Source organism: Rhodanobacter ginsengisoli, assembly GCF_042657065.1.
In the GTDB taxonomy this organism is placed as follows: Bacteria; Pseudomonadota; Gammaproteobacteria; order Xanthomonadales; family Rhodanobacteraceae; genus Rhodanobacter; species Rhodanobacter ginsengisoli.
The window spans coordinates 859,605-880,120 of record NZ_JBHSNF010000001.1; the positions used below are offsets into that span (position 1 = coordinate 859,605).

A 20,516-nucleotide genomic window follows, 5' to 3' on the forward strand; every position below is an offset into this window, starting at 1 on the left:
ATTCCGGAATCAGGGGACCATGCACCCTGAGATCGGCCATGCCCGGAAAACCTTTAGGGTTCGGAGCGGCCCGAACGGCAATGCTCGATGAACCACAGCCCGGCGAAAAGCTTCGGATCGATCGAATAGCCGGCCGCCTCCCGCTCGAACAGCCAGGCACCGGCTTCGCCGAGGGGGATCTCGTGCACCACGATGTTCTCGCTTTCGTCGCCGCCGCCGGGGCCGACCCGCTGCAGATCCAGGGCGCGCACGAAGGTGATCATCTCGGTGCTCATGCCGGACGACGAGGGGCCGCGATGGACGAACTCCACCCGCTGGCAGCGATAGCCGGTTTCCTCTTCCAGTTCGCGCTGCGCCGCGAACAGCGCGCTTTCTTCCGGTTGATCGGCCAGGTCGCCGATCAGCCCGGCCGGCATCTCGATGGTGCTCTGCTGGATCGCCACCCGGTACTGCTCGACGAACAGCACCTTGTCCTCGGGCGTCAGCGCCAGGATGATCACCGCGCCAGCGGGGTTGTTGCGCTCGGCGTATTCCCAGCGGCCGCGCTTGCGCAGGCTCAGCCAGCGACCCTCGTACAGGGTTTCCACGGGCGCACTGGCATCGTCGGGGAGGCGGTTGGCGGGTTCGTTCATCGGTGATCGCAGGCGGTCGAAGGCGGCGGTCATGTTGACCCGTCCGGCCGGTCGCGACAACCGGCGTGGGCGGGTCAGCCCAGCAGCGCGCGCAGGCGGCTGCGGGTGAACGCACCCAGGCGCAGGTGCTCGCACAGCGGCTCGAGCTGGTCGGGCTGCGGGCGTCGGCGGCGCAGGCTCTCGACCGTGCTGGCCCCCGGTGCATCCAGCGCGATCCGGGTCAGCCGGCGGCACAGCCGCGCCTGCTCGGCGTGCTCGCGCAGCCGGATGGCGCAGGACGCCGCGCCGCGCAGGCGCAGGAAGGCCACCTCGTCGATGCGGTCGAGCAGGACGTCCAGGCTGCCGAAGTGGCTGAGCAGGGCCGCGGCGGTTTTCGCGCCGATGCCCGGTACGCCGGGGATGTTGTCGACCGAGTCGCCGCACAGCGCCAGGTAATCGGCGACCTGGTGCGGATGCACGCCGAGCTTCTCGTGCACGCCGGCCGGCCCCCAGCGCAGGCCGCGGGCATAGTCCCACTGCTCGTCGTGTTCGCCCAGCAACTGGCCGAAATCCTTGTCGGCCGAGACGATCACGCTGCGCCAGCCCAGCGCGCGCAGGTTCCACACCGTGCTGCCGATCAGGTCGTCGGCCTCGAAGCTGTGGTCGATCATCAGGTGGATGCCGAGCGCCTCGGTGATCGCGCGGCACTGCATGAACTGGCGTTCCAGGTCCGGCGGCGGCAATTCGCGATTGGCCTTGTAGGCCGGATAGATCGCATTGCGGAACGAACTGGTCAGCGAGGCGTCGAACGCCACCGCCAGGTGTTCGGGCTGGGCGCGTTCGAGCAGCTCGCACAGGAAACGGGTGTAGCCGTGCACCGCATTGACCGGATGGCCGTCTGCATCGAAAAACTCGTCCGGCATCGAATGCCAGGCGCGGAATACATACAGGCTGCCGTCGACCAGATGGACGGTGGGAGGCCTTTCCGCCGGCGGGTTCACGGTGTCCATGTGCTGAGCAGGTCGGCCAGCGCGGGGCGATCGCGGTCGGGGATCTCGATCTGCGGCGTGCCCAGGTGAACGAAGCCGACCACATGCTCGTGCGTGGCCAGTCCCAGCATGGCCGCGGCATCCGCATCGTAGGCGGCCCAGCCGGTCAGCCACTGTGCGCCGAGCCCCAGCGCATGCGCGCCCAGCAACAGGTTGTAGGCCACATTGCCGGCGCACAGCTTCTGCTCGATTTCCGGCACCTTGCTGTCGGCATGCAGGCAGGCGACCACGGCGATGACCAACGGGGCGAAGGTGTAGCGCAACTGCTCCTTCTCCCGCTTGGCCTCGGACATCTCCGGATGGTTGCGGATCGCGATCGCGGCCAGCCGCCGGCCGAACGCGAGTTTCGCCTCGCCATGCAGGCGGATCAGCCGGAACGGCACCAGCTTGCCGTGATCGGGCACGCGGATCGCCGCTTCGAGCAGGCGCTGCAGCGTGGATTCGTCGGGTGCCGGCTCGCCAAGCTGGCGAGACGGGGTCGAGTGGCGTTCGAGCAGCAGGGAGAGCGCGTCGGGCATGGGCAGGGTCGTGGCGAAAACCGTCATCGTACACAACCCGCCGTCGGCCCGAGTGGCGCGTGCCGCCGCGGGCAACGGCGCAGGTCGTCCCGCCGGAGCTCACGGATGGCCCCCGGCCCGGCCGTTCGCGCGCGGCCGGGCCGGGACGCGTCACCACGAGCGCGAGAGGCTGACCCCCCAGACCTGCCGCGCCGGCTGGCTGCCAGGCCGATAGCCGAACGGATACGGCGCATCGCTGCCGTGCACGATGGTCCAGAACAGCTGCAGATGATAATCGCGCCAGGTCATGCCGAGGCCGGCGCGGGCATCGGCGCGATAGTGGCTCGATTCGTCATCCGCGTGGCCGTTGCGCCGCAACAGCCCCAGGTGCCCGAGCAGGCGCAGTCGATCGGTGAGTTGCCAGTGGCGGTCGATCGTCGCATACAGCGCCGGCGATGGTTGTCCGAAGTCGTGGGGGGTGTAGTACAGGCGGCCGCTGTAGTGTTCCGTGGAGAGTCCGACGTAGGCCTCCGAATAGTCGTAGCGGCCTTCCCCGACGATGCTGGCGTAGTCCACTCCCGCTTCCCAGTCCAGGCCCGCACCAAGCGGTCGCGCCAGCCCCAGATAGGTCAGCAGCTGCGTGCGGAGGGTGCCCGAGGGCCTCACCGTGGAGGCCAGCATCCCGGCATACCAGCCGTCGCGCTGATCGTAGGCAAGCGCGAGCTGTGCGGCGGGTCGTTCGTCGCTGAGCGAGACGCCCCGAAAACGGTAGTCGGAAACCAGCGCAACGCTACCCGAGACCTGGGCACTGGCCGCAGTCGTGAACAGCAGGGCACTCAGTGCGATCGCGCGACGGAGCACGGCAGGATCTCATGGGTGCGACCCCCGGGACGCGATGGCCGGCACGGCACAATCGCATGCGCAACGTTGCGAGAGGCGCATCGCGGCTGCACACGCGTCAATCAGCGCGGGTCGCTGCGCGGTCGAGCCTAGCGCAATTCTCGATGCCAGTGCAGCGCGCAGTTGCCCCGGCCGCAGCCGTGGCGACAGCTCGCGCAGCACGGCGACCAGGCCGCTCACCTGCGCCGTGGCGAACGAGGCGCCGCTGACGAAACCCCACTGGCCGCCGGGCAGGGTCGTCGGGATGTCCCGGCCCGGTGCCTGCAGGGCACCGGCGAGGCGGCTGCCGTCGGGATCCGCGGTGACCGCCAGTACGCCGGGGTGGGAGGCTGGAAAGCCGCCGTCGTCCCGGTCCGGATCGATCGCGACGACAATCGTGATCCCGCGCGCCAGTGCCGCATCCAGCAGTTGCGCCAGCAGCGGATCGCCGGGACCGCTCAGGCTCAGGTTGAACACCTGGGCGTTCGTCTGCAGCGCGAACTGCAGCGCCTTGGCCAGCGTGAAGCTGCTGCAGGTCGCCCCGGCCAGCTGCGGTTGCGGCGGTTGCCAGCAGGCACGCAAGGCCAGCAGGCGCGCGCCCGGCGCCACGCCGACAATGCCCAGGCCGTTGTCGGCCCGCGCCGCGATGATGCCGGCGACTTCGGTGCCATGGGACTCGGCCCGGTACCCGCCGTCATCCACGAAATTGCGCGCCGTGCCGACCTGTCCCTGCAGATCCGGGTGCGTCAGCTCCACCCCGCTGTCCAGTTCGGCCACGGTGACGTGCCTGCCGGTGGCCTGCCGGTGCAGTTCGGCCAGGTGCCAGACGGCAGTCGTCGGCTGCAGCGCCGACAAGGGATCGTTGTCGGCCAGCGTGTGGAACAGATGCATCGGCTGCACCGTCGCCACGCGCGGATCGGCCGACAGCTGCTGCAGCAGCGTCGGGTCGACCCGCGCGCCGTCCACCCGCATCACGAAGCAATCCAGATTCAGGGTGGGAATCGGCCAGTCGTCCAGCAACACCAGGTGATAGCGACGGGCCAGTGCCTGCGCGACGCGCCGACGCGCCACCCGACCGGGCGCGGCCAGGTAGTTGCCGGTGTAATCCAGATCGGGCCGGAAATGTGGCGGCGCGATGCGCAGGGTCACCAGGATCTGCCGTTGCGCATCCATCACTCCCGCTGCGGTCGAGCTCGGCGGCCGCACCGCGGCGGCGCAGGCGGCCAGGGCCAGGCACAACAGCACGAGGGATATCGACCTGGACATGTCAGCGTTCGTCACCGGGGCCCAGGCTTTCCACCAGGCTGACGCCCGGCGCCGCACGCAATGCCTCGCGCACCGTCTTCACCCGCGCGGCCGGCACGCTCAGCACATAGCCGCCGGCATCGGTCGGGCCATAGATGATGCGGGCCTCGCTGGCCCGCAACAGCCGACGCATCCGTGCTTCGCTGAGCTGGGGATCGAACATCACGACCAGCCGGGCGTGCGCCGTCTGCGCCGCACCGAGCGTGTGATATGCCGCTGTCGGCGGCCGGCTGGTGTTCACCAGCGCGATGCCCAGCAGCAGCACCAGCACGGCCTGCGCCCCGATGGCCCAGGGCAGCCACGTCGCGTGGCGACCCCAGCCGCGTCGACCGTTCGCCTGTGCCGCGTCCACGCGTCGGCGCAGGCGCCGCGCCGACCGTGCGAGGTCCGCCGCTGGCGGGGTTTCCTCGCTGCACGCCGCCTGCAGCGAGCGCAGCCAGTCCGTCTCGTGCCGGCAGGCGGCGCATTCGTCCAGATGCTGCTGCACCAGGGCCAGTTCGTCGTCCGCCAGCGTGCCGTTCACCAGCCACGGCAACAGCCGTTCGACTTCCAGGTGGGTGGAGCCCTCGAATCGGAGTACTCGCCCGCTCATATCGCCTCCTCCCGTGTCAGCGCGAGCAGCGTCTTCAGCTTGCGCCGCGCGTAGAACATCCGCGTTTTCACCGTATCCACCGGACAGCCCATGATCTCGGCGATCTCGCGGTAGCCGTAGCCCAGGTAGTAGGTCAGTTCGATCACCGCGCGCTGTTCCGCCGACAGGCCCGCCAAGGCGTCGCCGATGTGTCGGTGCAGCTCGTCCTGCTGCAACTCGGCGTCCGGGCCGGCGGCGGATGACGCCGCCTGTTGCTCGTCGCCGAATTCGACCGTGTCGTCGCTGTGCCGCAGGGCCTTCAGCGTCTGCCGGTAGGCGACCGCAAAGATCCAGGTGGAGACTTTGGCGGCGTGGTTGTAGGTATGCGCCTTGCGCCACACCACCATCATCGTGTCGTCGAGCACTTCCTCGATCAGCGTCGGTTGCCGGGTCATGCGGCCGATGAAGCGCTTCAGCCGCGGCTGGTAGGCGCGATAGAGCGACTCGAATGCATCGGCGTCCTCGGCGGCGACGCGGTCGAGCAGGACGATCTCGTCCAGCGCGGCATCGCCACGCCCCGGTCCGCGCGCTTCGCTTTCGGTGATCGGCATGGTGTCCTCGCTGCTGAGCCTTCGAGGTGAATGCCCGCCGCGCCGCTTTCGGTTCAATGCCCGCAGGCAATGAACCAATCCGTGTCCGGCGGGAACAGACCGGGCGGTGCGGGGCGATCGGTGTCAACGATACGCCCGGTACCGCTCGCGCGACGAGCGTCTTGTGCGAAGGGTATTCCGTCCTCATTGCCGCAGGAGTCCGAACATGAAACTGTTTTCCTCCACATCCTCCCGCTTGTGCGCCGCGCTGGCGCTCGTTTTCACCATCGTCGCGGCACCCGCCGCGAGCGCCGGCGGTGCTACCTACAAGCGACACAACCTGGTGTCCGACGGCTTCGTGCCGGCAGACCACGTCGACCCGCACCTCGTCAATACCTGGGGCATCGCCTTCAATCCGTCCGGCGCGGTCTGGGTGGCCAACAACGGCAGCGGCACCTCGACCCTGTACGACGGCGACGGCAACGTGCTTTCGCTGGTGGTGCAGATTCCCGGCCCGACCACGGATGGCGGCGGCAATCCGACCGGCGTGGTCTACAACGGTTCCGGCGATTTCGTGGTCAGCAAGGGCGCGGTTTCCGGGCCGAGCCGGTTCATTTTCGCCACCGAGGACGGGGTGATCGCAGCCTGGGCTCCGAACGTGGATGCGACCCATGCAGTGCGGGTGCGCACCGCAGGCAGCGCGATCTACAAGGGGCTCGCGATCAGTGCGGGCGGCAACGGCGGGCAGATCTACGCGACGGATTTCTTCAACGCGAAGGTCGACGTGTATGACAGCCACTTCGCGCTGGTGGCGCTGCCGCCGGGGGCGTTCAGGGACCCTGGCATTCCGCACGGCTTCGCACCGTTCGGCATCCAGAACATCCACGGCGACATCTACGTGACCTACGCCAAGCAGGACGCCGGCAGACACGATGACGTGCAGGGCCCCGGGCTGGGCTTCGTGGATGCCTATACGCCAAATGGCCGTCTGCTGAGGCGCATCGCTTCACGCGGCGCGCTCAATGCACCCTGGGGCATGGCGATGGCACCGGCCGGCTTCGGCCTGTTCGGCAACACCCTGCTGGTCGGCAACTTCGGCGACGGCCGCATCAACGCCTACGACCCGATCTTCAATATCCCGCTGGGCAGCCTGCGCGACGCCAGCTACCGGCCGGTCCGGATCGAGGGGCTGTGGGGCATCGCGTTCGGCAACGGTTACCTGCATCAGTCGGTCGACAGTTTGTACTTCACTGCCGGACCGGCCGACGAGGAACATGGGGTCTACGGTCGACTGGACGCGCAATAGCGTGAACAGCACCGGTGGCGAGTCGACGCCGCCCCCGGTGCCGCGGGCGCGCACGCCATGGACGGTGGGCGCGCCCGCATCCTGCCGTGAACCGTCGTACGAAACGCGCCTCAAGGCGGTCGGCCCGGGACGGTGATGGTTTCCCGCGCCGCCACGTGACCATTCCGACGCCTGTAGGTCAGCCGGTATTTCCCGGGCCGCAGATAGAGATCGGCATCGGCGGGGGCCTGGGCGAACGGCAGGCGCTGCTGTGGCATCACGTTCAGCGGCGCCGGATCCAGCACGAGGCGATCGGCGGGAATCGCGTCCTCGCCTTCGTCGGCATAGCGGGCTTCGACCAGGCAGGGGTAGCGGTACAGGCAGCGGCTGCCGCTGATGTAGTACGGCCGGCGCAGGTCGCCCAGCCTGAGCCATTCCGGGCGCCCGTGCCGCAGCACCTGCGGCGGGAAGAACACGCTTACGTCATAGCCTGCGCGAAGCGTCCAGGGGTGCCCGGCCTCATCCTCGAAAACGATCGGCGACTGCGGCCGCAGCGCCTGCATGACGGCGCTGTAATAGGGGTGGTCGTCCTCGGCGGACGGATGCGGAAACATCACCGTCTGTTCGACGGTGAGCGGGTCGATGCCGCTGAGCTTGCGCAGGTGCTCGGCCATCGACGAGCCGCCCAGGAAGTCTCCGGACTCCTGGATGTGGCCGTAACCGGCGTTGACCACCAGGCGTGCACCGGGGTCTTTCTGAAAAACCTGGCGATAGAGACGGGCGGCCTGTTCGGCCTCGCGCGCGTCGCCGCTCACGTCCGGGCCGGATTCGTAGGCAATCACCTTGAAGCCGAGTTTCAGCGCGGTACGCACCATCTCGGCCGCGATCGGTTCGCGCGTATAGAAGCCGCTCGCGCGGACCGGGTAGCCGCGCGACTGCAGCCCGGCATCGCGGGTGGACAGCGTCTCGGCGGCGAAGTAATCGAAGCCCTCCGCGCGCAGCCGGCCGAGCAACTGCACGGTCAGGCTGCGCGTGAGCGGCACGTTGTGCGCCTCGTTGAAGAACACGGCCCGCCGGTTCCGGGCCAGTTCGGCGATCGCCTCCACTGCGTTGCGGGCGCTGTAGCCCGGCGTGGCGAGGGGGGACGGGTGGTCCTGCGGCAGCAGCGACTGCCTGATCGAGAAGCTCGCCGCAGCCGCGGGATAGTCGCCGATGAAGGTCTGGTACCAGCTCAGGTACTGGCCGAAGACGCGGCGGAAAACGGGATCGCGGCTGGCGTTGTAGGCATCGCGCATCAGCTGGTACTGCGCCAGCAGCCCTTCCTGTGCGGCCGCCCGTTGCAGGATGCTTTCGGAGCGGCGCAAGGCCTCGCCCTGGCGGGCCTGCCACTCGGCGCCCGATGGCACCTGGCCGGCCGCGGGCATGCCGCCGGCCAGCAGCACGCAAGCGAACAGGATTCCCGCGCGAGTCGATCGCATCAACCCCTCCCGAACCGGCTTCCGGTGAGGCCACCTGTTTTAGCAGTCCCCGCGGCTGCTGTCGCGGGGTGGCGGCCGGTCACCGCCGGCACGTTCAGGCGGGCGCAGGCCCGGAACCTGCCTGATCGGGCGGTTCCAGCTCAAACCATCGCCTGATGCGTGCCAGCGCGGCCGCGCCGTCGCCGCCCCGCGGCGCGAACTCGTTGGTGGCCGGCGAGTACACATAGTCCTTCGCCCACTCCGCGACATGCGCCACGATCTCCCGTACCGCATGGATCGCGTGGTCGATGTCGGCGGTCGTGCTGCTGGGATGGAACGACAGCCGTACCCAGCCCGGTTTTTCCGACAGGTCGCCCTGGTCGATGCGATCGGTGATCGAGTGCGACCGCGACGGATCCACATGCAGCAGGTAGTGACCGTAGGTGCCGGCGCAGGAACAGCCGCCGCGCGCCTGCACGCCAAAGCGGTCGTTCAGCAGTTGAACGATCAGGTTGTAGTGGATGTCCTCGACGTAGAACGAGAAGATCGCCAGCCGCTGCCGGTGCGCCCGTGCCAGCAGATGCACGCCGGGAATCGCCTGCAGCGCATCCATCACGTAGGGAACGATGGCTTCCTCGCGCCGGCGCATCGCCTCCACACCCATCTGGTGCTTCAACTGCACCGCCAGTGCGGCCTTGATCGTCTGCAGGAATCCCGGCGTGCCGGCGTCCTCGCGGGCCTCGATGTCGTCCAGGAACGAGTACTGCCCCCACGGGTTGGTCCAGTTCACGGTACCGCCACCGGAATCGTCGGGGACGGTGTTGCGGTACAGCTCGCGGTTGAAGATCAGCGCGCCCGACGAGCCCGGTCCGCCGAGGAACTTGTGCGGCGACCACAGCACCGCATCGAGCCGCTCCTCGGGATCGGCCGGATGCATGTCGATGTCCACGTACGGCGCCGACGCGGCGAAGTCGATGAACGCCACGCCGCCCGCGCGATGCATCAGCCTGGCCATCGCGTGGTACGGCGTGCAGACACCGGTGACGTTCGAGCAGGCGGTGAAGGAACCGATCTTCAGCGGACGGTGGCGATACTCCTGCAGCAGTGTCTCCAGCGCGGCCAGATCCACCAGGCCCTGCGGATCCGGCGGCACCACCACCACGTCGGCAATGGTCTCGTACCACGACGTCTGGTTGGAGTGGTGCTCCATGTGGGTGATGAACACCACCGGGCGTTCCGCCTCCGGGATATCCACGAAACGGCGCAGGCCCTGCGGCGCCTTCAGTCCGAGGATGCGCTGGAATTTGTTGATCACACCGGTCATGCCGGTGCCGGTGGAAATGATCAGGTCGTCGGATCGCGCGTTGACGTGCGCCTTGAGGATGCGATGCGCCTCGTGGTACGCCAGCGTCATCGCCCGGCCGGTTTCGCTGCTCTCCGAGTGGGTGTTGCCCACGTACGGGCCGAAGCGCTCCAGCAGCGACTGCTCGATCGGCCGGTACAGGCGGCCGCTCGCGGTCCAGTCGGCGTAGACGATGCGCTGCTCGCCATACGGCGAACGGAACGTCTGCTCGTGACCGACGATGTTGGCGCGGTAGGGAGCAAAGTGTTGTTCGAGGGAATCCATGGACGATCTCGGGAAAATAGTGTCAACCGGGCGTCGAGACCGGCGCCAGCATGCACTTTAGCGCACCCGTCCGACGGACCGCCGCAGCCCTTCGCTGGTGCGGGCCGGCCAGGCGGGGAATCTGCGGGGCCTGAGGCCGGACCCCCTCTTGACGGTCGAGCGCATCATGGCGGTTATCTGCTTGACATCGTCATTTCGCCAGACCGATGCTTTTGCCCTCTGTTGACAGCTTTCTTCGGTGCATCCGTCGGGAGGTACAGACATGTCGACATGGCACAAACCCATGACAGCAGCGTGCTCGATCGGTGCCACTCTGTGGGCGCTCGCCATCGCGGCGGCGCAGGCGCCGGGGGCCTTGCCCGGCGATGAAGCGATGACCTGCGCACAGATCGCCGCCGAGCTCGGTCCCTACATGCAGCGAATGACGCCGGGCGTCACCGATCTGGCGGCCACCGGGCAGGAGGTGATCCATCGCGGGAACAAACGCGTCGCCGGGGAGACGCCGGCCGCCGTGGGGCTGACGGCGGCGGCGCTTGGGTCGATGGCCGATCCGACCGGCCTCTCGGGCAAGGCGGTTGGCCAGGCCGAAGCGGCACATCAGGCAGAGGTCTGGCAGCGAGCCGAAGCCGAGGACAAACCGCTGAATGACAAATATCGAGCCCAGGCGGGCGCGGTGGCGGCGCAGGGCCAGCAGCTTCAGTCCGATGCGCGCCTCAAGCGACTCATGGAGCTCGTCGAGAAGAAGCACTGCGACGCCGGCTAGAAGCCGCAGGCGGGGAGGGTGCGCCACCGCTTCTGCCGCATCTTTCCGTCATGCGGGTGGCGGCAGCTGGAACGAGCCCGGCAGCAGCGCACCCACGGTGGTGCGCTGCGTCTCGTCATGCAGGTTGCCCATCAACACCGGCATCGCCTCGCCGCACAGTTCGACCATCACCTGGCGGCATGCGCCGCAGGGACTGACCGGGGCGGGGGTGTCTGCGATCACCGCCAGCGCGGCGAAGTCGCCGGGCCGGCAGCCGGCGGCGATGGCGCCGAACAGGGCCGTGCGCTCGGCGCAGTTGCACAGGCCATACGACGCGTTTTCCACATTGCAGCCGCTGAACGTGCGGCCATCGAGAGTGAGCAGGGCAGCGCCGACGTGGAAGCTGGAATACGGCGCATAGGCCCGTTCGCGCGCGTGGCGTGCCAGGGCCAGCAGGTCATCGAAAGCATGGGCGGATACAGACATCGGACTCTCCGGCGATGGCCCGGTGCGGCGCGTGCCGGCGGGCCAGCTTACTCTCCCGCCTGCGACCCGATCAAAACCTGTCCGCGCCAACTGACGCTAAGATGTCCGGACCATTCCAAGGGGATTGCGTCATGCCTATCACCGTTGCCGCTTTGCGCGAGACCGCTGCCGGGGAACGGCGCGTGGCGATCACGCCCGAGATGGCGAAGAAACTGCGCGGCAAGGGCTTGCGGGTGCTGCTCGAGCACGATGCGGGACGCGCCGCGGGCTTTCCCGACGCAGCCTACGCGGAGACCGAGTTCGCCGATGCTGCCGGGGTGCTGGCGCAGGCCGACCTGCTGGCCTGCGTGTTGCCGCCCGAGGATGCCGTGTTCGCCGGACTGCGTGAAGGCAGCCTGGTGGTCGGCCAGTTGCGTCCCTACGGCGCCGACCAGCGTATCGCCGCGCTGACCGCGCGCAAGCTGACCGCGTTTTCGCTGGAGCTGCTGCCGCGCACCACCCGGGCGCAGGCGATGGACGTGCTCAGCTCGCAGGCGGCGGTGGCCGGTTACCGCGCCATGTTGATCGCGGCCGAGGCGTCGCCGAAATTCTTCCCCATGCTGACCACCGCGGCCGGCACGATCCGGCCGTCGAAGGTGCTGGTGATCGGCGCCGGCGTGGCCGGCCTGCAGGCGATCGCCACCGCGCGCCGGCTGGGCGCGCAGATCGAGGGTTACGACGTGCGTCCGGAGACGCGCGAGCAGGTCGAATCGCTGGGCGCGAAGTTTCTCGACCTCGGTGTCAGCGCGGCAGGCAGCGGCGGCTATGCGCGCGAGCTGTCGGCGGAGGAACGCGCCGCGCAACAGCAGGCGCTGGCCGAGCATCTGAAGACGATCGACGTGATCGTGACCACCGCGGCGGTGCCCGGACGGCCCGCGCCGAAGATCCTCACGGCGGCGATGGTCGAGGGCATGAAGCCGGGCGCGCTGATCGTGGACCTGGCCGCCGAGGGCGGCGGCAACTGCGAACTGACCCGTCCGGGCGAGCGGGTCGAGCATGGCGGCGTGGTGATCCTGGGGCCGCTCAACCTGCCCGCCGGCGCGCCGCTGCATGCCTCGGAGATGTATGCGCGCAATGTCTACAATTTCGTCGAGCTGCTGGTTCACGACGGCGAGCTGCGGCCCGATTTCGACGACGAACTGATCACCAGGAGCTGCCTCAGCCACGCCGGCGAAACCCGCTTCGGCGCCTGAAGGCAGCCGCCCCGCGCAAGGCGGGGCGGCTGCCTTCATATCGAGCCATCGGCATCCGGTGGCGGTGGCGGCGGGCCGTGCCCGGGCGGCCGTTCTCCGGGCGGCGGCACGCCAAAGTCCGGGTGTTCCATCCATTGCCTGCGCTGGGCCGGCGGCAGGTGGTGCCAGCGCTGCATCAGCTGCTCGCGCTGCTCCGGCGGCAACTGCTGGAAATGTTCGAACGCGCGGTGCAACTGCGCACGCTGCTCCGGCGACAACTCGTGGAACTTGCGTTCGTTCGCACGCGCCTGCTCGCGTTCCTGCGGCGTCATCTGCTGCCAGTGGGCGATCCGCTGGCGGATCTTCTCCCGCCGGTCCGGCGGCAGGGTGACCCAGCGTTCGGCACGCTGCAGCATGTGTGCCTGCTTGCGCGCCGGCAGGTTGTTCCACTCCTGCTGCAGCGGGGCAAGAATCTCGCGCTGGGCCGGATCCAGGCTGCTCCACGGTCGCGGCGGCGGTGGCGGCATCTCGCCATGCGGCGGCGGCGGTGGCGGCGCGTCCTGCGCCCGCACCGGCGCGACGATGCTGCCGAGCAACACGGCAAGCAGGAGGGGCAGGATCGGGTTCGGGAGTCTGCTCATGGCTCAGCGGGTCGCCGGCTTGCTGTCGTTGGCGGCCAGCCAGCCGTAGAAATCGAGGTTCTGGTAGAGGTTCGGGTCGGTCTTGTCGGCATCCGGCGGCAGGTCGTTGTCCAGGTCGGCCGTGGTCGGCGCCGTGCCCGCGACGTGCGACGGCGTGGCGCCCCGGTGCGGCAGCGGCTGCCACACCATCATCGTGGCCAGGGCGACGACCGCGAAGGCGCCTGCCGGGATCAGCCAGCGCGCGCGATGCCGCTCGGGTGCCCGGGCGGCTTCCAGGGCCTGTCGGCGTGCTGCGCGAAGGCGGCCGGCGGTGTCCGGGTCGATGCGTCGGACGGCCTCGTCGTAGAGCTCGCGGGCGCGCTGTTCGAGCGGGGTGTCGGGTCGGTTGTCGGGCGTGGTCATCGCCAGTCCTCCAGTTGATCGCGCAAATGATGCATGGCGCGTGACAGATGGGTCTTCACGCTGCCTTCGGCACAGCCCATGGCACGGGCGGTTTCCGCCACGTCCAGACCCTCCAGCACGCGCAGCATGAAGGCCTCGCGCTGGCGCGGCGGCAGCTGCCTCACGGCGGCCGCCATGTCGGCATACGACTGCGCATCGTGCAGCCGCTCGAGCGGCCCGGGGCCATGATCGGCCGGCTCCCATGCCGGCAGCTCGTCGCCGTCGCCGTCACGACCGCCGCCGAGCCAGCCCACCACGATCGAGCGCACCTTGCGGCGCCGCTGCAGATCGACGATGCGCCGACGCAGGATGCCCCAGAACAGCGGCGGCCATTCCGCGGCCGGCTTGTCGCGGTAATGCCTGACCAGCCGCAGCATGGCGTCCTGCACCGCATCCATCGCGTCCTCGCGATGGCGCAGCTGCAGCTCGGCCATGCGGAACGCGCGCCGCTCGATCTGCGCCAGGAACGCATCCAGCGTCGCCGGGGTTTCCCGGATGTCGCTCGGGCCGCTTTCGATCAGCAGGTCCGTGTCGAGCGTGCCGGCCGCACTGTTCATGGCCATCGCGCCTGCATCGTCGGGTGGCGCATCCTCGGGCTCCATCGGTGGGACTCCCGTGTTCAACGCGGCAGCTTGGCGCAGGTTGACTCCGGCCGGCACGCGCAGCCCGCACGGCAGCCTCGAAGTTTCCCGAGGTTCCCGTATGATGCAAGCTCAACTGAGTCCTGACGGGGTGGGGTCATGATCGACGGTTTCCTGGCGCTGTACATCTTCATGCTGGCCGCATTTACCGGCTATGAAATCATCGCGCGGGTGCCGGTGATCCTGCACACGCCGTTGATGTCCGGTTCCAACTTCGTCCACGGCATTGTGCTGGTTGGCGCCATGATCGCGCTAGGCCACGCCCAGACGCCGTTCGAGATGACGATCGGCTTCATCGGCGTCCTGCTCGGCGCCGGCAATGCCGCCGGCGGCTACGTGGTGACCGAGCGGATGCTGGAGATGTTCAAGTCCAGCAAGCCCGGTGCCGGCAAGGGGAGTCACTGATGAGCTGGTTGCCGACGCTGATCAAGGCCTGCTATTTCCTCGCCGCGCTGCTGTTCATCCTGGGCCTGAAACGGATGAGTTCACCGCGCACGGCGCGCGGCGGCATCGTGTGGGCCGGCTACGGCATGCTGCTGGCGGTGCTCGCCACGTTCTTCCTGCCGGACATGCACAACCGCGGGCTGATCATCGCCGCCGTGCTGGTCGGTGTGGCCGCGGCGTGGTGGAGCGGCAAGCGGGTGGCGATGACCGCGATGCCGCAGATGGTGGCGCTGTACAACGGCATGGGCGGCGGCGCGGCCGCGGCGATCGGTGCGGTCGAGCTGATCGGTTATGTGCGCACGCTGGCGATCCTGCATCCGCCGGGGCTCCCGGATACCTCGCCGTTGCGGCCGGAGAGCTGGGCGATCAACGCGCTGAACCCGCCGCCGGCGCTGGTCGCGCTGTCACCGGTCGAACTGGCGCTGGGCGTGCTCGGCGCGCTGATCGGCGCGGTGAGTTTCTCCGGTTCGCTGATCGCGTTCGCCAAGCTGCAGGGATGGCTGGACAAGCGTTTCGTGTTTCCCGGCCAGCGCGCGGTCAACCTGCTGTTGCTGGCCGGAGCGGTCGCGGTCGGCCTTGCGCTGATCGTCGGTCATGCCAGCCTGCCGCTGATCGTGGTGTTTTTCGTGCTGGCGCTGCTGTTCGGCCTGATGATGACCTTGCCGATCGGCGGCGCCGACATGCCGGTGGTGATCTCGCTGTACAACGCGTTCACCGGCCTGGCGGTGGCGTTCGAGGGTTTCGTGCTGGGCAACGAGGCGATGATCATCGCCGGCATGGTGGTCGGCGCGGCCGGTACCCTGCTGACCCAGTTGATGGCCAAGGCGATGAACCGCTCGATCGGCAATGTGCTGTTCGGCAGCTTCGGTGCGGCGGGGGGCGAGGCGCAGGCGATCGAGGGCGCGCAGAAGCCGGTCGACGCCGCCGACGCAGCGGTGATGATGGCCTATGCCGAACGCGTGGTGATCGTTCCCGGCTATGGCCTGGCGGTGGCGCAGGCACAACACAAGGTATGGGAATTCGCCCAGTTGCTGATCAAGCGCGGGGTGAAGGTGAAATTCGCGATCCATCCGGTCGCCGGCCGCATGCCGGGGCACATGAACGTGCTGCTGGCCGAGGCGGGTGTGCCGTACGACCTGATCGCCGACATGGACGACATCAACCCGGAGTTTGCCGCCACCGACGTGGCGCTGGTGATCGGCGCGAACGACGTGGTCAATCCGCTGGCCAGGACCGACCCGGCCTCGCCGATCTACGGCATGCCGATTCTCGACGTGGGCGATGCGAAGCATGTGATCGTGATCAAGCGCGGCAAGGGCACCGGTTTTGCCGGGATCGAGAACGCGCTGTTCTACGGCGACAACACCCGCATGCTGTACGGCGACGGCCAGGCCGCGGTGGGTGAGCTGGTGACCGAGTTGAAGGCCATCGAGGCCTGAGCACCCTCAGCAGAGCCGGCGCCTCAGCGCCGGCTCTGCGCGCGCTGCGCCAGCCAGCCGGCCAGCAGGACGGCCAGCACGGTCCAGCCGACATCGGCCGGCGTCAGTGCCAGGCGGGCCAGTTGCCAGAGCATTCCGGGACCGGCGGTGCGCAGGGCATCGATCAGCCCCACGCCCATGTTGCCGGCGATCTGCACGCCGGCGATCAGCATGTTGACGTAGATCCCGGCCAGCGCCGTGGCCCCGGCGGCCAGCAGCATGGCGCCGGTGCCGGGCCGGCGCACGCTGCCGCGAATGGCCAGGCCCAGCAGCGCGCCGATCGGCGGTGCCAGCCACGGCAGCGGATGGCGCAGGTACAAGGAAACCACCATCCAGACCGCGCCGGCGGCGAGTCCCAGCATGGCGGCACTGAACAGGGCGAACACGAACAGCAACGCGCTGCGCACGCTCATCGGCGACGACATGGCGGGACGGCTGGAAACATCGGCTTATCCATCGTGCAAAGCGGCCATCATAACGTGCCCCGCCTGGTCGCCATGGTGGCGCCAGCAGTCACATTCCCTTGAGTTCGGGGATTCCGGCCTGATCTGGAACAAGCCAGCCCGCGTCGCGGGCGGCATAATGTACAACCTGGGTCGGCAACCGGTCGTACCCACAGATACAGGATTGGCGAGTGGCATGAGTGGTTTCAGTCTGAGCAGCGAACCCTTCACCCTGTTGCGCGACTGCAGCGCCGTCATGGTGCCGCAAGGTGACGTGGTGAGCTTGCCCGCGGGCCAGATCGGCTACATCACGCAGGCGCTGGGCGGCAGTTTCACGGTGTATGTGGAGGGCAACCTGTTCCGCATCGCCGGCAACAATGCCGATGCGCTGGGCAAGGAGCAGCCGGTGCCGATCGAGGTGGCCGCCGACGCCACCGATGCAGATGTGGAGAAGCTGGCCTGGGACCAGCTGCGTACCGTGTTCGATCCGGAAATCCCGGTCAATGTGGTCGAACTGGGGCTGGTCTACGACCTCAGCCTGGAGCAGACCGCATCGGGCCAGCGCAAGGTCTATGTGAAGCTCACGCTGACGGCACCCGGCTGTGGCATGGGCGATATCCTGGTGGATGACGCGCGCACCAAGCTCGAGATGATTCCCACCGTGGCCGAGGCGGACGTGGACCTGGTGTTCGATCCGCCGTGGAGCCATTCGATGATGTCGGATGCCGCCAAGCTCGAAACCGGCATGCTCTGAATCCACAGCCCGTTCGGCGCATTCGCAAAATTGTGCGGTGTACCGCGCGCAGGCCACCGGGAAATAGCCTGATCCGACAGCGAACCGATGGGCGTGGTTCGCAGCCGCGCTGCGCTCGAAACAAGGAAATCAGCCGATTCCCGTCGTGCAACGCCGATTGCCGTCGGCCCGACAGGTCGCGCTGTGACCGTGGTCACCGGGCGTAGGAAAAAGTCGGATTGTCACGGTTAGTCGCAAGGAATAACGTTGCTGAATCCGCGACCGGGGAGGTTGACGGATGATCCTTTAGCGGTGTCTCCACCGTTTTGCAGCTACGCGTCCACGCGCTGCCCTCGCTAGGGAAAGCCAGGGGGAAGGCAGCCGGTTCCGGACGTATTTTGGGATCGCTAGACAGCTCACGAATATCGAGCCGTGCCTTGCACGGCAATTTCCTGCATGGGGCCTTGCGGCCGCATAGGACCCGTTTGCCCCGAATTTTGTCTAGGAGTTTTTTTCATGCCCAACCATTTCCGTCTGAAACTGCTGGTGGCCGCGATCGGCCTGGCTACCGCGTCGGTTGCGACCGCCGCCAATACGCGAACCCTGCACGAACAGAATCTCGGTGCCGTACCGGCCAGTGCGCTGGCCGCCCAGCTCAATCTGGGACAGGACATGTCGCTTGCGCCACGCAGTTCGGTGGCCCTCGCCGGCGGCCACCACGTCGTGCGCCAGCAGCAGATGTTCCGTGGCGTGCCGGTCTACGGTCGCAGCATTGCCGTGGTGCAGGATGCGCAGGGCAATGCGCTGCGGGCCAGCGGTGAATTGATGCAGAGCGCGCAGCTCGACCTGGCCTCGGTCGCGCCGAAGCTCAACCAGGGCCGGGCCATCGCGGCGCTGAAGGCGCACGCCCATACCACCCTGACCGGTGGTGCGACGATGGAGAATCAGAAAGCCGACCTGTTCGTGTATCCGCAGGATGGCGGCCCGGCCCGGCTGGTCTATCGGGTCTCCTACTTCGTCGGCGGCGCCAATCCCAGCCGTCCCACCGCGATCATCGATGCCAACACCGGCGCGGTGATCCAGAGCTGGAATGGCCTGACCGACGCCTCGGCCAATGGGCCCGGTGGCAACACCAAGACCGGCCAGTACCTCTACGGCACCGACTACGCCGCGCTCGACGTGACCCAGTCGGGCAGCACCTGCACGTTGGTCAACACCAACGTCAAGACCTACAACCTCAACCACGGCACCAGTGGTGGCTCGGTGGTCAGCTTCACCTGTCCGACCAGCAATACCGACGCCACCAACGGTGCCTATTCGCCGGTCAACGATGCACATCATTTCGGTGGAGTGGTGCATGACATGTACACCGCCTACACCGGTGCGCCGCCGCTGAGCATCCAGCTGGTGATGAAGGTGCATTACAAGAGCAACTACGAGAATGCGTTCTGGGACGGTTCGGCAATGTATTTCGGTGACGGCGCCAGCACGTTCTATCCGCTGGTGTCGCTGGATGTGACCAGCCACGAGATCAGCCACGGGTACACCGAGCAGAACTCCGGCCTGCAGTACACCGGCCAGTCCGGTGGCATGAACGAGGCGTACTCGGATATTGCCGGCGAGGCGGCCGAATATTTCGATCGCGGTTCGGCGGACTTCCTGGTCGGGCGCGATATCGTCAAGACCAGCGCCGGCATCGGCGATGCGCTGCGCTACATGTGCAATCCGCCGCAGGATGGCGGCTCGATCGACAACGCGGCGAACTACACCTCGAGCCTGGACGTGCACTACTCCAGCGGTGTCTACAACAAGGCCTTCTGCCTGCTGGCCAAGACCAGCGGCTGGGACGTGAAGAAGGCATTCCAGGCCTTCGCGCTCGCCAACAAGTCGTACTGGACGGCCACTTCCACCTTCAACTCCGGCGCCTGCGGAGTGGAGTCGGCGGCCACCGACCTGGGCTACAGCGCGAATGACGTGATCAGCGCATTCACCGGTGTGGGCGTGACCTGTCCGGGCACCGGCGGCGGTGGCGGCGGCGGTACCACGGATCTGCAGAACGGCACCCCGGTGACGGGCCTGTCGGGCAGTGCGGGCCAGGAACTGGCCTACAAGATCACCGTGCCGGCGGGAGCGACGAACCTGGTATTCGCCATGTCCGGCGGCACCGGCGATGCCGACATGTACACCAAGTTCGGCTCGGCACCGACCACCAGCAGCTACGACTGCCGCCCGTACGTGAGCGGCAACGGCGAGACCTGCACCGTGGCTTCGCCGCAGGCCGGCGTCTACTACGTCAATGTGCGCGGCTACAGCGCGTTCTCCGGGGTGACCCTGAAGGCGAGCTACAGCACAGGTGGCGGTGGCGGCGGTGGTGGCGGTCTGCAGAACGGCGTGCCGGTGACCGGCCAGGCCGCGGCGAAGAATGCGGAACTCAGCTATACCGTGGTGATTCCGGCCGGCACCAGCAGCCTGACTATCGCCAGTTCCGGCGGCACCGGCGACGCCGATCTCTACGTGAAGAAGGGTACGGCACCGACCACCAGCAGCTACGACTGCCGCCCGTACAAGACCGGCAACAACGAGAGCTGCACGTTCAGCGCCCCCTCGGGCACGTACTACATCAAGCTGCGCGGCTACACCGCATTCTCCGGTGTGTCGCTGAAGGCCACCTGGTAATCCCCTGACGGGTCAGGGACGACCCGTTTTTTTCTTCTGTGTGATCGTGATGCAAGGGGGCCCGATCGGATCGATCGGGCCCCTTTTCATGGGCCGTGACGGAACCTCGCCACGAAGGGACCGACGGCCGGTCAGCCGGACACTTCCTCGAAGCGGTTGGCGTCGCGATTCTTGCGCACCCTGGCCGGATCCCACACGCGGCCGTTCATGGTGATGTAGACCCCATCGGGCAGCGTCTGCACCGCGGCCACCGCGCAGCCGATGTTGAACACCGCGTCGGAGCCCTGGAAGCGGGCCGGATTCAGCGCACCGGTAAGCACGATCACCTTGCCCTTGATGCTGGCCAGCTCTTGCGCGGTCTCGACCATGGTGTCGGTGCCGTGGGTCACCAGCACGTGGCGGTGCGGTTGCGCCTCGATCGTCGAGCGCACCAGCGCTCGATCCTCGGCACCCATGTGCAGGCTGTCCTTGCGCAGGATCGGGATCACGTCGAACTGGAAGGCCACGCCCAGATGGCTGAGGATCTCGCCGATCTGCGGCGCGCCGATCTTGTAGTCCGACTTGTCGTCGAAGTAGATCTTGTCGATGGTGCCGCCGGTGGTGACGATGGTCAGATGCTGCATGCGGATGAGCCGAGTTGGGGGAACGGGGCATTTTAGCCCCTGTGGGACGGAGCCGGTCGCGTGGCGGGGTCATCCCGGCTACGTGC

At 67.9% G+C, this 20,516-nt stretch carries 22 protein-coding genes; 7 read left to right on the forward strand and 15 right to left on the reverse strand.

Features of this window, described 5'->3' with window-relative positions; all coding sequences use genetic code 11:
• Positions 1–53 precede the first annotated feature (53 nt).
• From ACFPPA_RS03690 to ACFPPA_RS03720, 7 genes are all read right to left on the reverse strand, one after another.
• Positions 54–632: an NUDIX hydrolase gene (locus ACFPPA_RS03690; protein ID WP_377317392.1), complete on the reverse strand. Its 579-nt coding sequence runs from the start codon at positions 630–632 to the stop codon at positions 54–56.
• A 74-nt stretch (positions 633–706) separates the two neighbouring features.
• On the reverse strand, positions 707–1,621 hold the full coding sequence (locus ACFPPA_RS03695; protein ID WP_377317394.1) for a 5'-3' exonuclease: 915 nt from the start codon (positions 1,619–1,621) through the stop codon (positions 707–709).
• Positions 1,609–2,178: a nitroreductase family protein gene (locus ACFPPA_RS03700; protein WP_377319439.1), complete on the reverse strand. Its 570-nt coding sequence runs from the start codon at positions 2,176–2,178 to the stop codon at positions 1,609–1,611. Before ACFPPA_RS03700 ends, ACFPPA_RS03695 begins: the two co-directional genes overlap by 13 nt.
• Before the next feature lie 150 nt (positions 2,179–2,328).
• Positions 2,329–3,018, reverse strand: a complete 690-nt coding sequence (locus ACFPPA_RS03705; RefSeq protein WP_377317396.1) for a TorF family putative porin — start codon at positions 3,016–3,018, stop codon at positions 2,329–2,331.
• A gap of 9 nt (positions 3,019–3,027) precedes the next feature.
• Positions 3,028–4,302 carry a S8 family peptidase gene (locus tag ACFPPA_RS03710; RefSeq protein WP_377317398.1) on the reverse strand — a complete coding sequence of 425 codons (1,275 nt, stop codon included), beginning with the start codon at positions 4,300–4,302 and terminating at the stop codon, positions 3,028–3,030.
• A 1-nt stretch (position 4,303) separates the two neighbouring features.
• Positions 4,304–4,933: a zf-HC2 domain-containing protein gene (locus ACFPPA_RS03715; RefSeq protein ID WP_377317400.1), complete on the reverse strand. Its 630-nt coding sequence runs from the start codon at positions 4,931–4,933 to the stop codon at positions 4,304–4,306.
• The gene (locus tag ACFPPA_RS03720; RefSeq protein WP_377317402.1) at positions 4,930–5,523 is read right to left on the reverse strand and encodes an RNA polymerase sigma factor; all 594 of its coding nucleotides are present in this window, start codon (positions 5,521–5,523) and stop codon (positions 4,930–4,932) included. The genes ACFPPA_RS03715 and ACFPPA_RS03720 overlap by 4 nt, the downstream gene beginning before the upstream one ends.
• A gap of 205 nt (positions 5,524–5,728) precedes the next feature.
• Between ACFPPA_RS03720 and ACFPPA_RS03725 the strand changes: the two genes are divergently transcribed.
• Positions 5,729–6,808 (forward strand): TIGR03118 family protein, encoded by a 1,080-nt coding sequence (locus ACFPPA_RS03725; protein ID WP_377317404.1) that lies wholly within the window; start codon positions 5,729–5,731, stop codon positions 6,806–6,808.
• A 110-nt stretch (positions 6,809–6,918) separates the two neighbouring features.
• On the opposite strand, the gene ACFPPA_RS03730 is transcribed toward ACFPPA_RS03725, so the two are convergent.
• A complete protein-coding gene (locus ACFPPA_RS03730) occupies positions 6,919–8,265 on the reverse strand; it encodes a hypothetical protein (protein WP_377317406.1) in 1,347 nt (448 codons plus the stop codon).
• Between the two features lie 94 nt (positions 8,266–8,359).
• Complete coding sequence (locus tag ACFPPA_RS03735) at positions 8,360–9,871, reverse strand: aminotransferase class V-fold PLP-dependent enzyme (RefSeq protein ID WP_377317408.1); 1,512 nt, start codon at positions 9,869–9,871, stop codon at positions 8,360–8,362.
• A 262-nt stretch (positions 9,872–10,133) separates the two neighbouring features.
• On the opposite strand from ACFPPA_RS03735, the gene ACFPPA_RS03740 reads away from it, so the two are divergent.
• On the forward strand, positions 10,134–10,634 hold the full coding sequence (locus ACFPPA_RS03740) for a hypothetical protein (protein ID WP_377317410.1): 501 nt from the start codon (positions 10,134–10,136) through the stop codon (positions 10,632–10,634).
• A gap of 48 nt (positions 10,635–10,682) precedes the next feature.
• Here ACFPPA_RS03740 and cdd read toward each other — a convergent pair whose 3' ends face one another.
• A complete protein-coding gene (cdd, locus tag ACFPPA_RS03745) occupies positions 10,683–11,099 on the reverse strand; it encodes a cytidine deaminase (protein WP_377317412.1) in 417 nt (138 codons plus the stop codon).
• A 131-nt stretch (positions 11,100–11,230) separates the two neighbouring features.
• Here cdd and ACFPPA_RS03750 point away from each other — a divergent pair, with 131 nt between their 5' ends.
• Positions 11,231–12,331, forward strand: coding sequence for an NAD(P) transhydrogenase subunit alpha (locus ACFPPA_RS03750; protein ID WP_377317414.1), 1,101 nt, complete (start codon positions 11,231–11,233; stop codon positions 12,329–12,331).
• A gap of 35 nt (positions 12,332–12,366) precedes the next feature.
• Here the strand turns inward: ACFPPA_RS03750 and ACFPPA_RS03755 are convergent, their stop codons facing one another.
• The 3 genes from ACFPPA_RS03755 to ACFPPA_RS03765 are packed head-to-tail and all read right to left on the reverse strand — an operon-like array spanning position 12,367 to position 13,949.
• Positions 12,367–12,951 (reverse strand): DUF3106 domain-containing protein, encoded by a 585-nt coding sequence (locus ACFPPA_RS03755; RefSeq protein WP_377317416.1) that lies wholly within the window; start codon positions 12,949–12,951, stop codon positions 12,367–12,369.
• A 3-nt stretch (positions 12,952–12,954) separates the two neighbouring features.
• Entirely contained in the window at positions 12,955–13,353 is a 399-nt protein-coding gene (locus tag ACFPPA_RS03760) for a DUF3619 family protein (protein ID WP_377317418.1), read from the reverse strand.
• A complete protein-coding gene (locus ACFPPA_RS03765; RefSeq protein ID WP_377319440.1) occupies positions 13,350–13,949 on the reverse strand; it encodes an RNA polymerase sigma factor in 600 nt (199 codons plus the stop codon). The genes ACFPPA_RS03760 and ACFPPA_RS03765 overlap by 4 nt, the downstream gene beginning before the upstream one ends.
• A gap of 183 nt (positions 13,950–14,132) precedes the next feature.
• On the opposite strand from ACFPPA_RS03765, the gene ACFPPA_RS03770 reads away from it, so the two are divergent.
• Positions 14,133–14,438 carry an NAD(P) transhydrogenase subunit alpha part 2 gene (locus tag ACFPPA_RS03770; protein ID WP_377317420.1) on the forward strand — a complete coding sequence of 102 codons (306 nt, stop codon included), beginning with the start codon at positions 14,133–14,135 and terminating at the stop codon, positions 14,436–14,438.
• Positions 14,438–15,916, forward strand: coding sequence for an NAD(P)(+) transhydrogenase (Re/Si-specific) subunit beta (locus ACFPPA_RS03775; protein WP_377317422.1), 1,479 nt, complete (start codon positions 14,438–14,440; stop codon positions 15,914–15,916). Before ACFPPA_RS03770 ends, ACFPPA_RS03775 begins: the two co-directional genes overlap by 1 nt.
• Positions 15,917–15,939: 23 nt before the next feature.
• On the opposite strand, the gene ACFPPA_RS03780 is transcribed toward ACFPPA_RS03775, so the two are convergent.
• Complete coding sequence (locus ACFPPA_RS03780) at positions 15,940–16,380, reverse strand: hypothetical protein (RefSeq protein WP_377317424.1); 441 nt, start codon at positions 16,378–16,380, stop codon at positions 15,940–15,942.
• Between the two features lie 214 nt (positions 16,381–16,594).
• On the opposite strand from ACFPPA_RS03780, the gene sufT reads away from it, so the two are divergent.
• Together sufT and ACFPPA_RS03790 are read left to right on the forward strand one after the other, a co-directional pair.
• Positions 16,595–17,152, forward strand: coding sequence for a putative Fe-S cluster assembly protein SufT (gene sufT, locus ACFPPA_RS03785; RefSeq protein WP_377317426.1), 558 nt, complete (start codon positions 16,595–16,597; stop codon positions 17,150–17,152).
• Between the two features lie 495 nt (positions 17,153–17,647).
• Positions 17,648–19,807: a M4 family metallopeptidase gene (locus tag ACFPPA_RS03790; RefSeq protein WP_377317428.1), complete on the forward strand. Its 2,160-nt coding sequence runs from the start codon at positions 17,648–17,650 to the stop codon at positions 19,805–19,807.
• 131 nt (positions 19,808–19,938) lie between these two features.
• Here the strand turns inward: ACFPPA_RS03790 and ACFPPA_RS03795 are convergent, their stop codons facing one another.
• Positions 19,939–20,430 (reverse strand): asparaginase domain-containing protein, encoded by a 492-nt coding sequence (locus ACFPPA_RS03795; protein WP_377317430.1) that lies wholly within the window; start codon positions 20,428–20,430, stop codon positions 19,939–19,941.
• Positions 20,431–20,516: the final 86 nt, after the last annotated feature.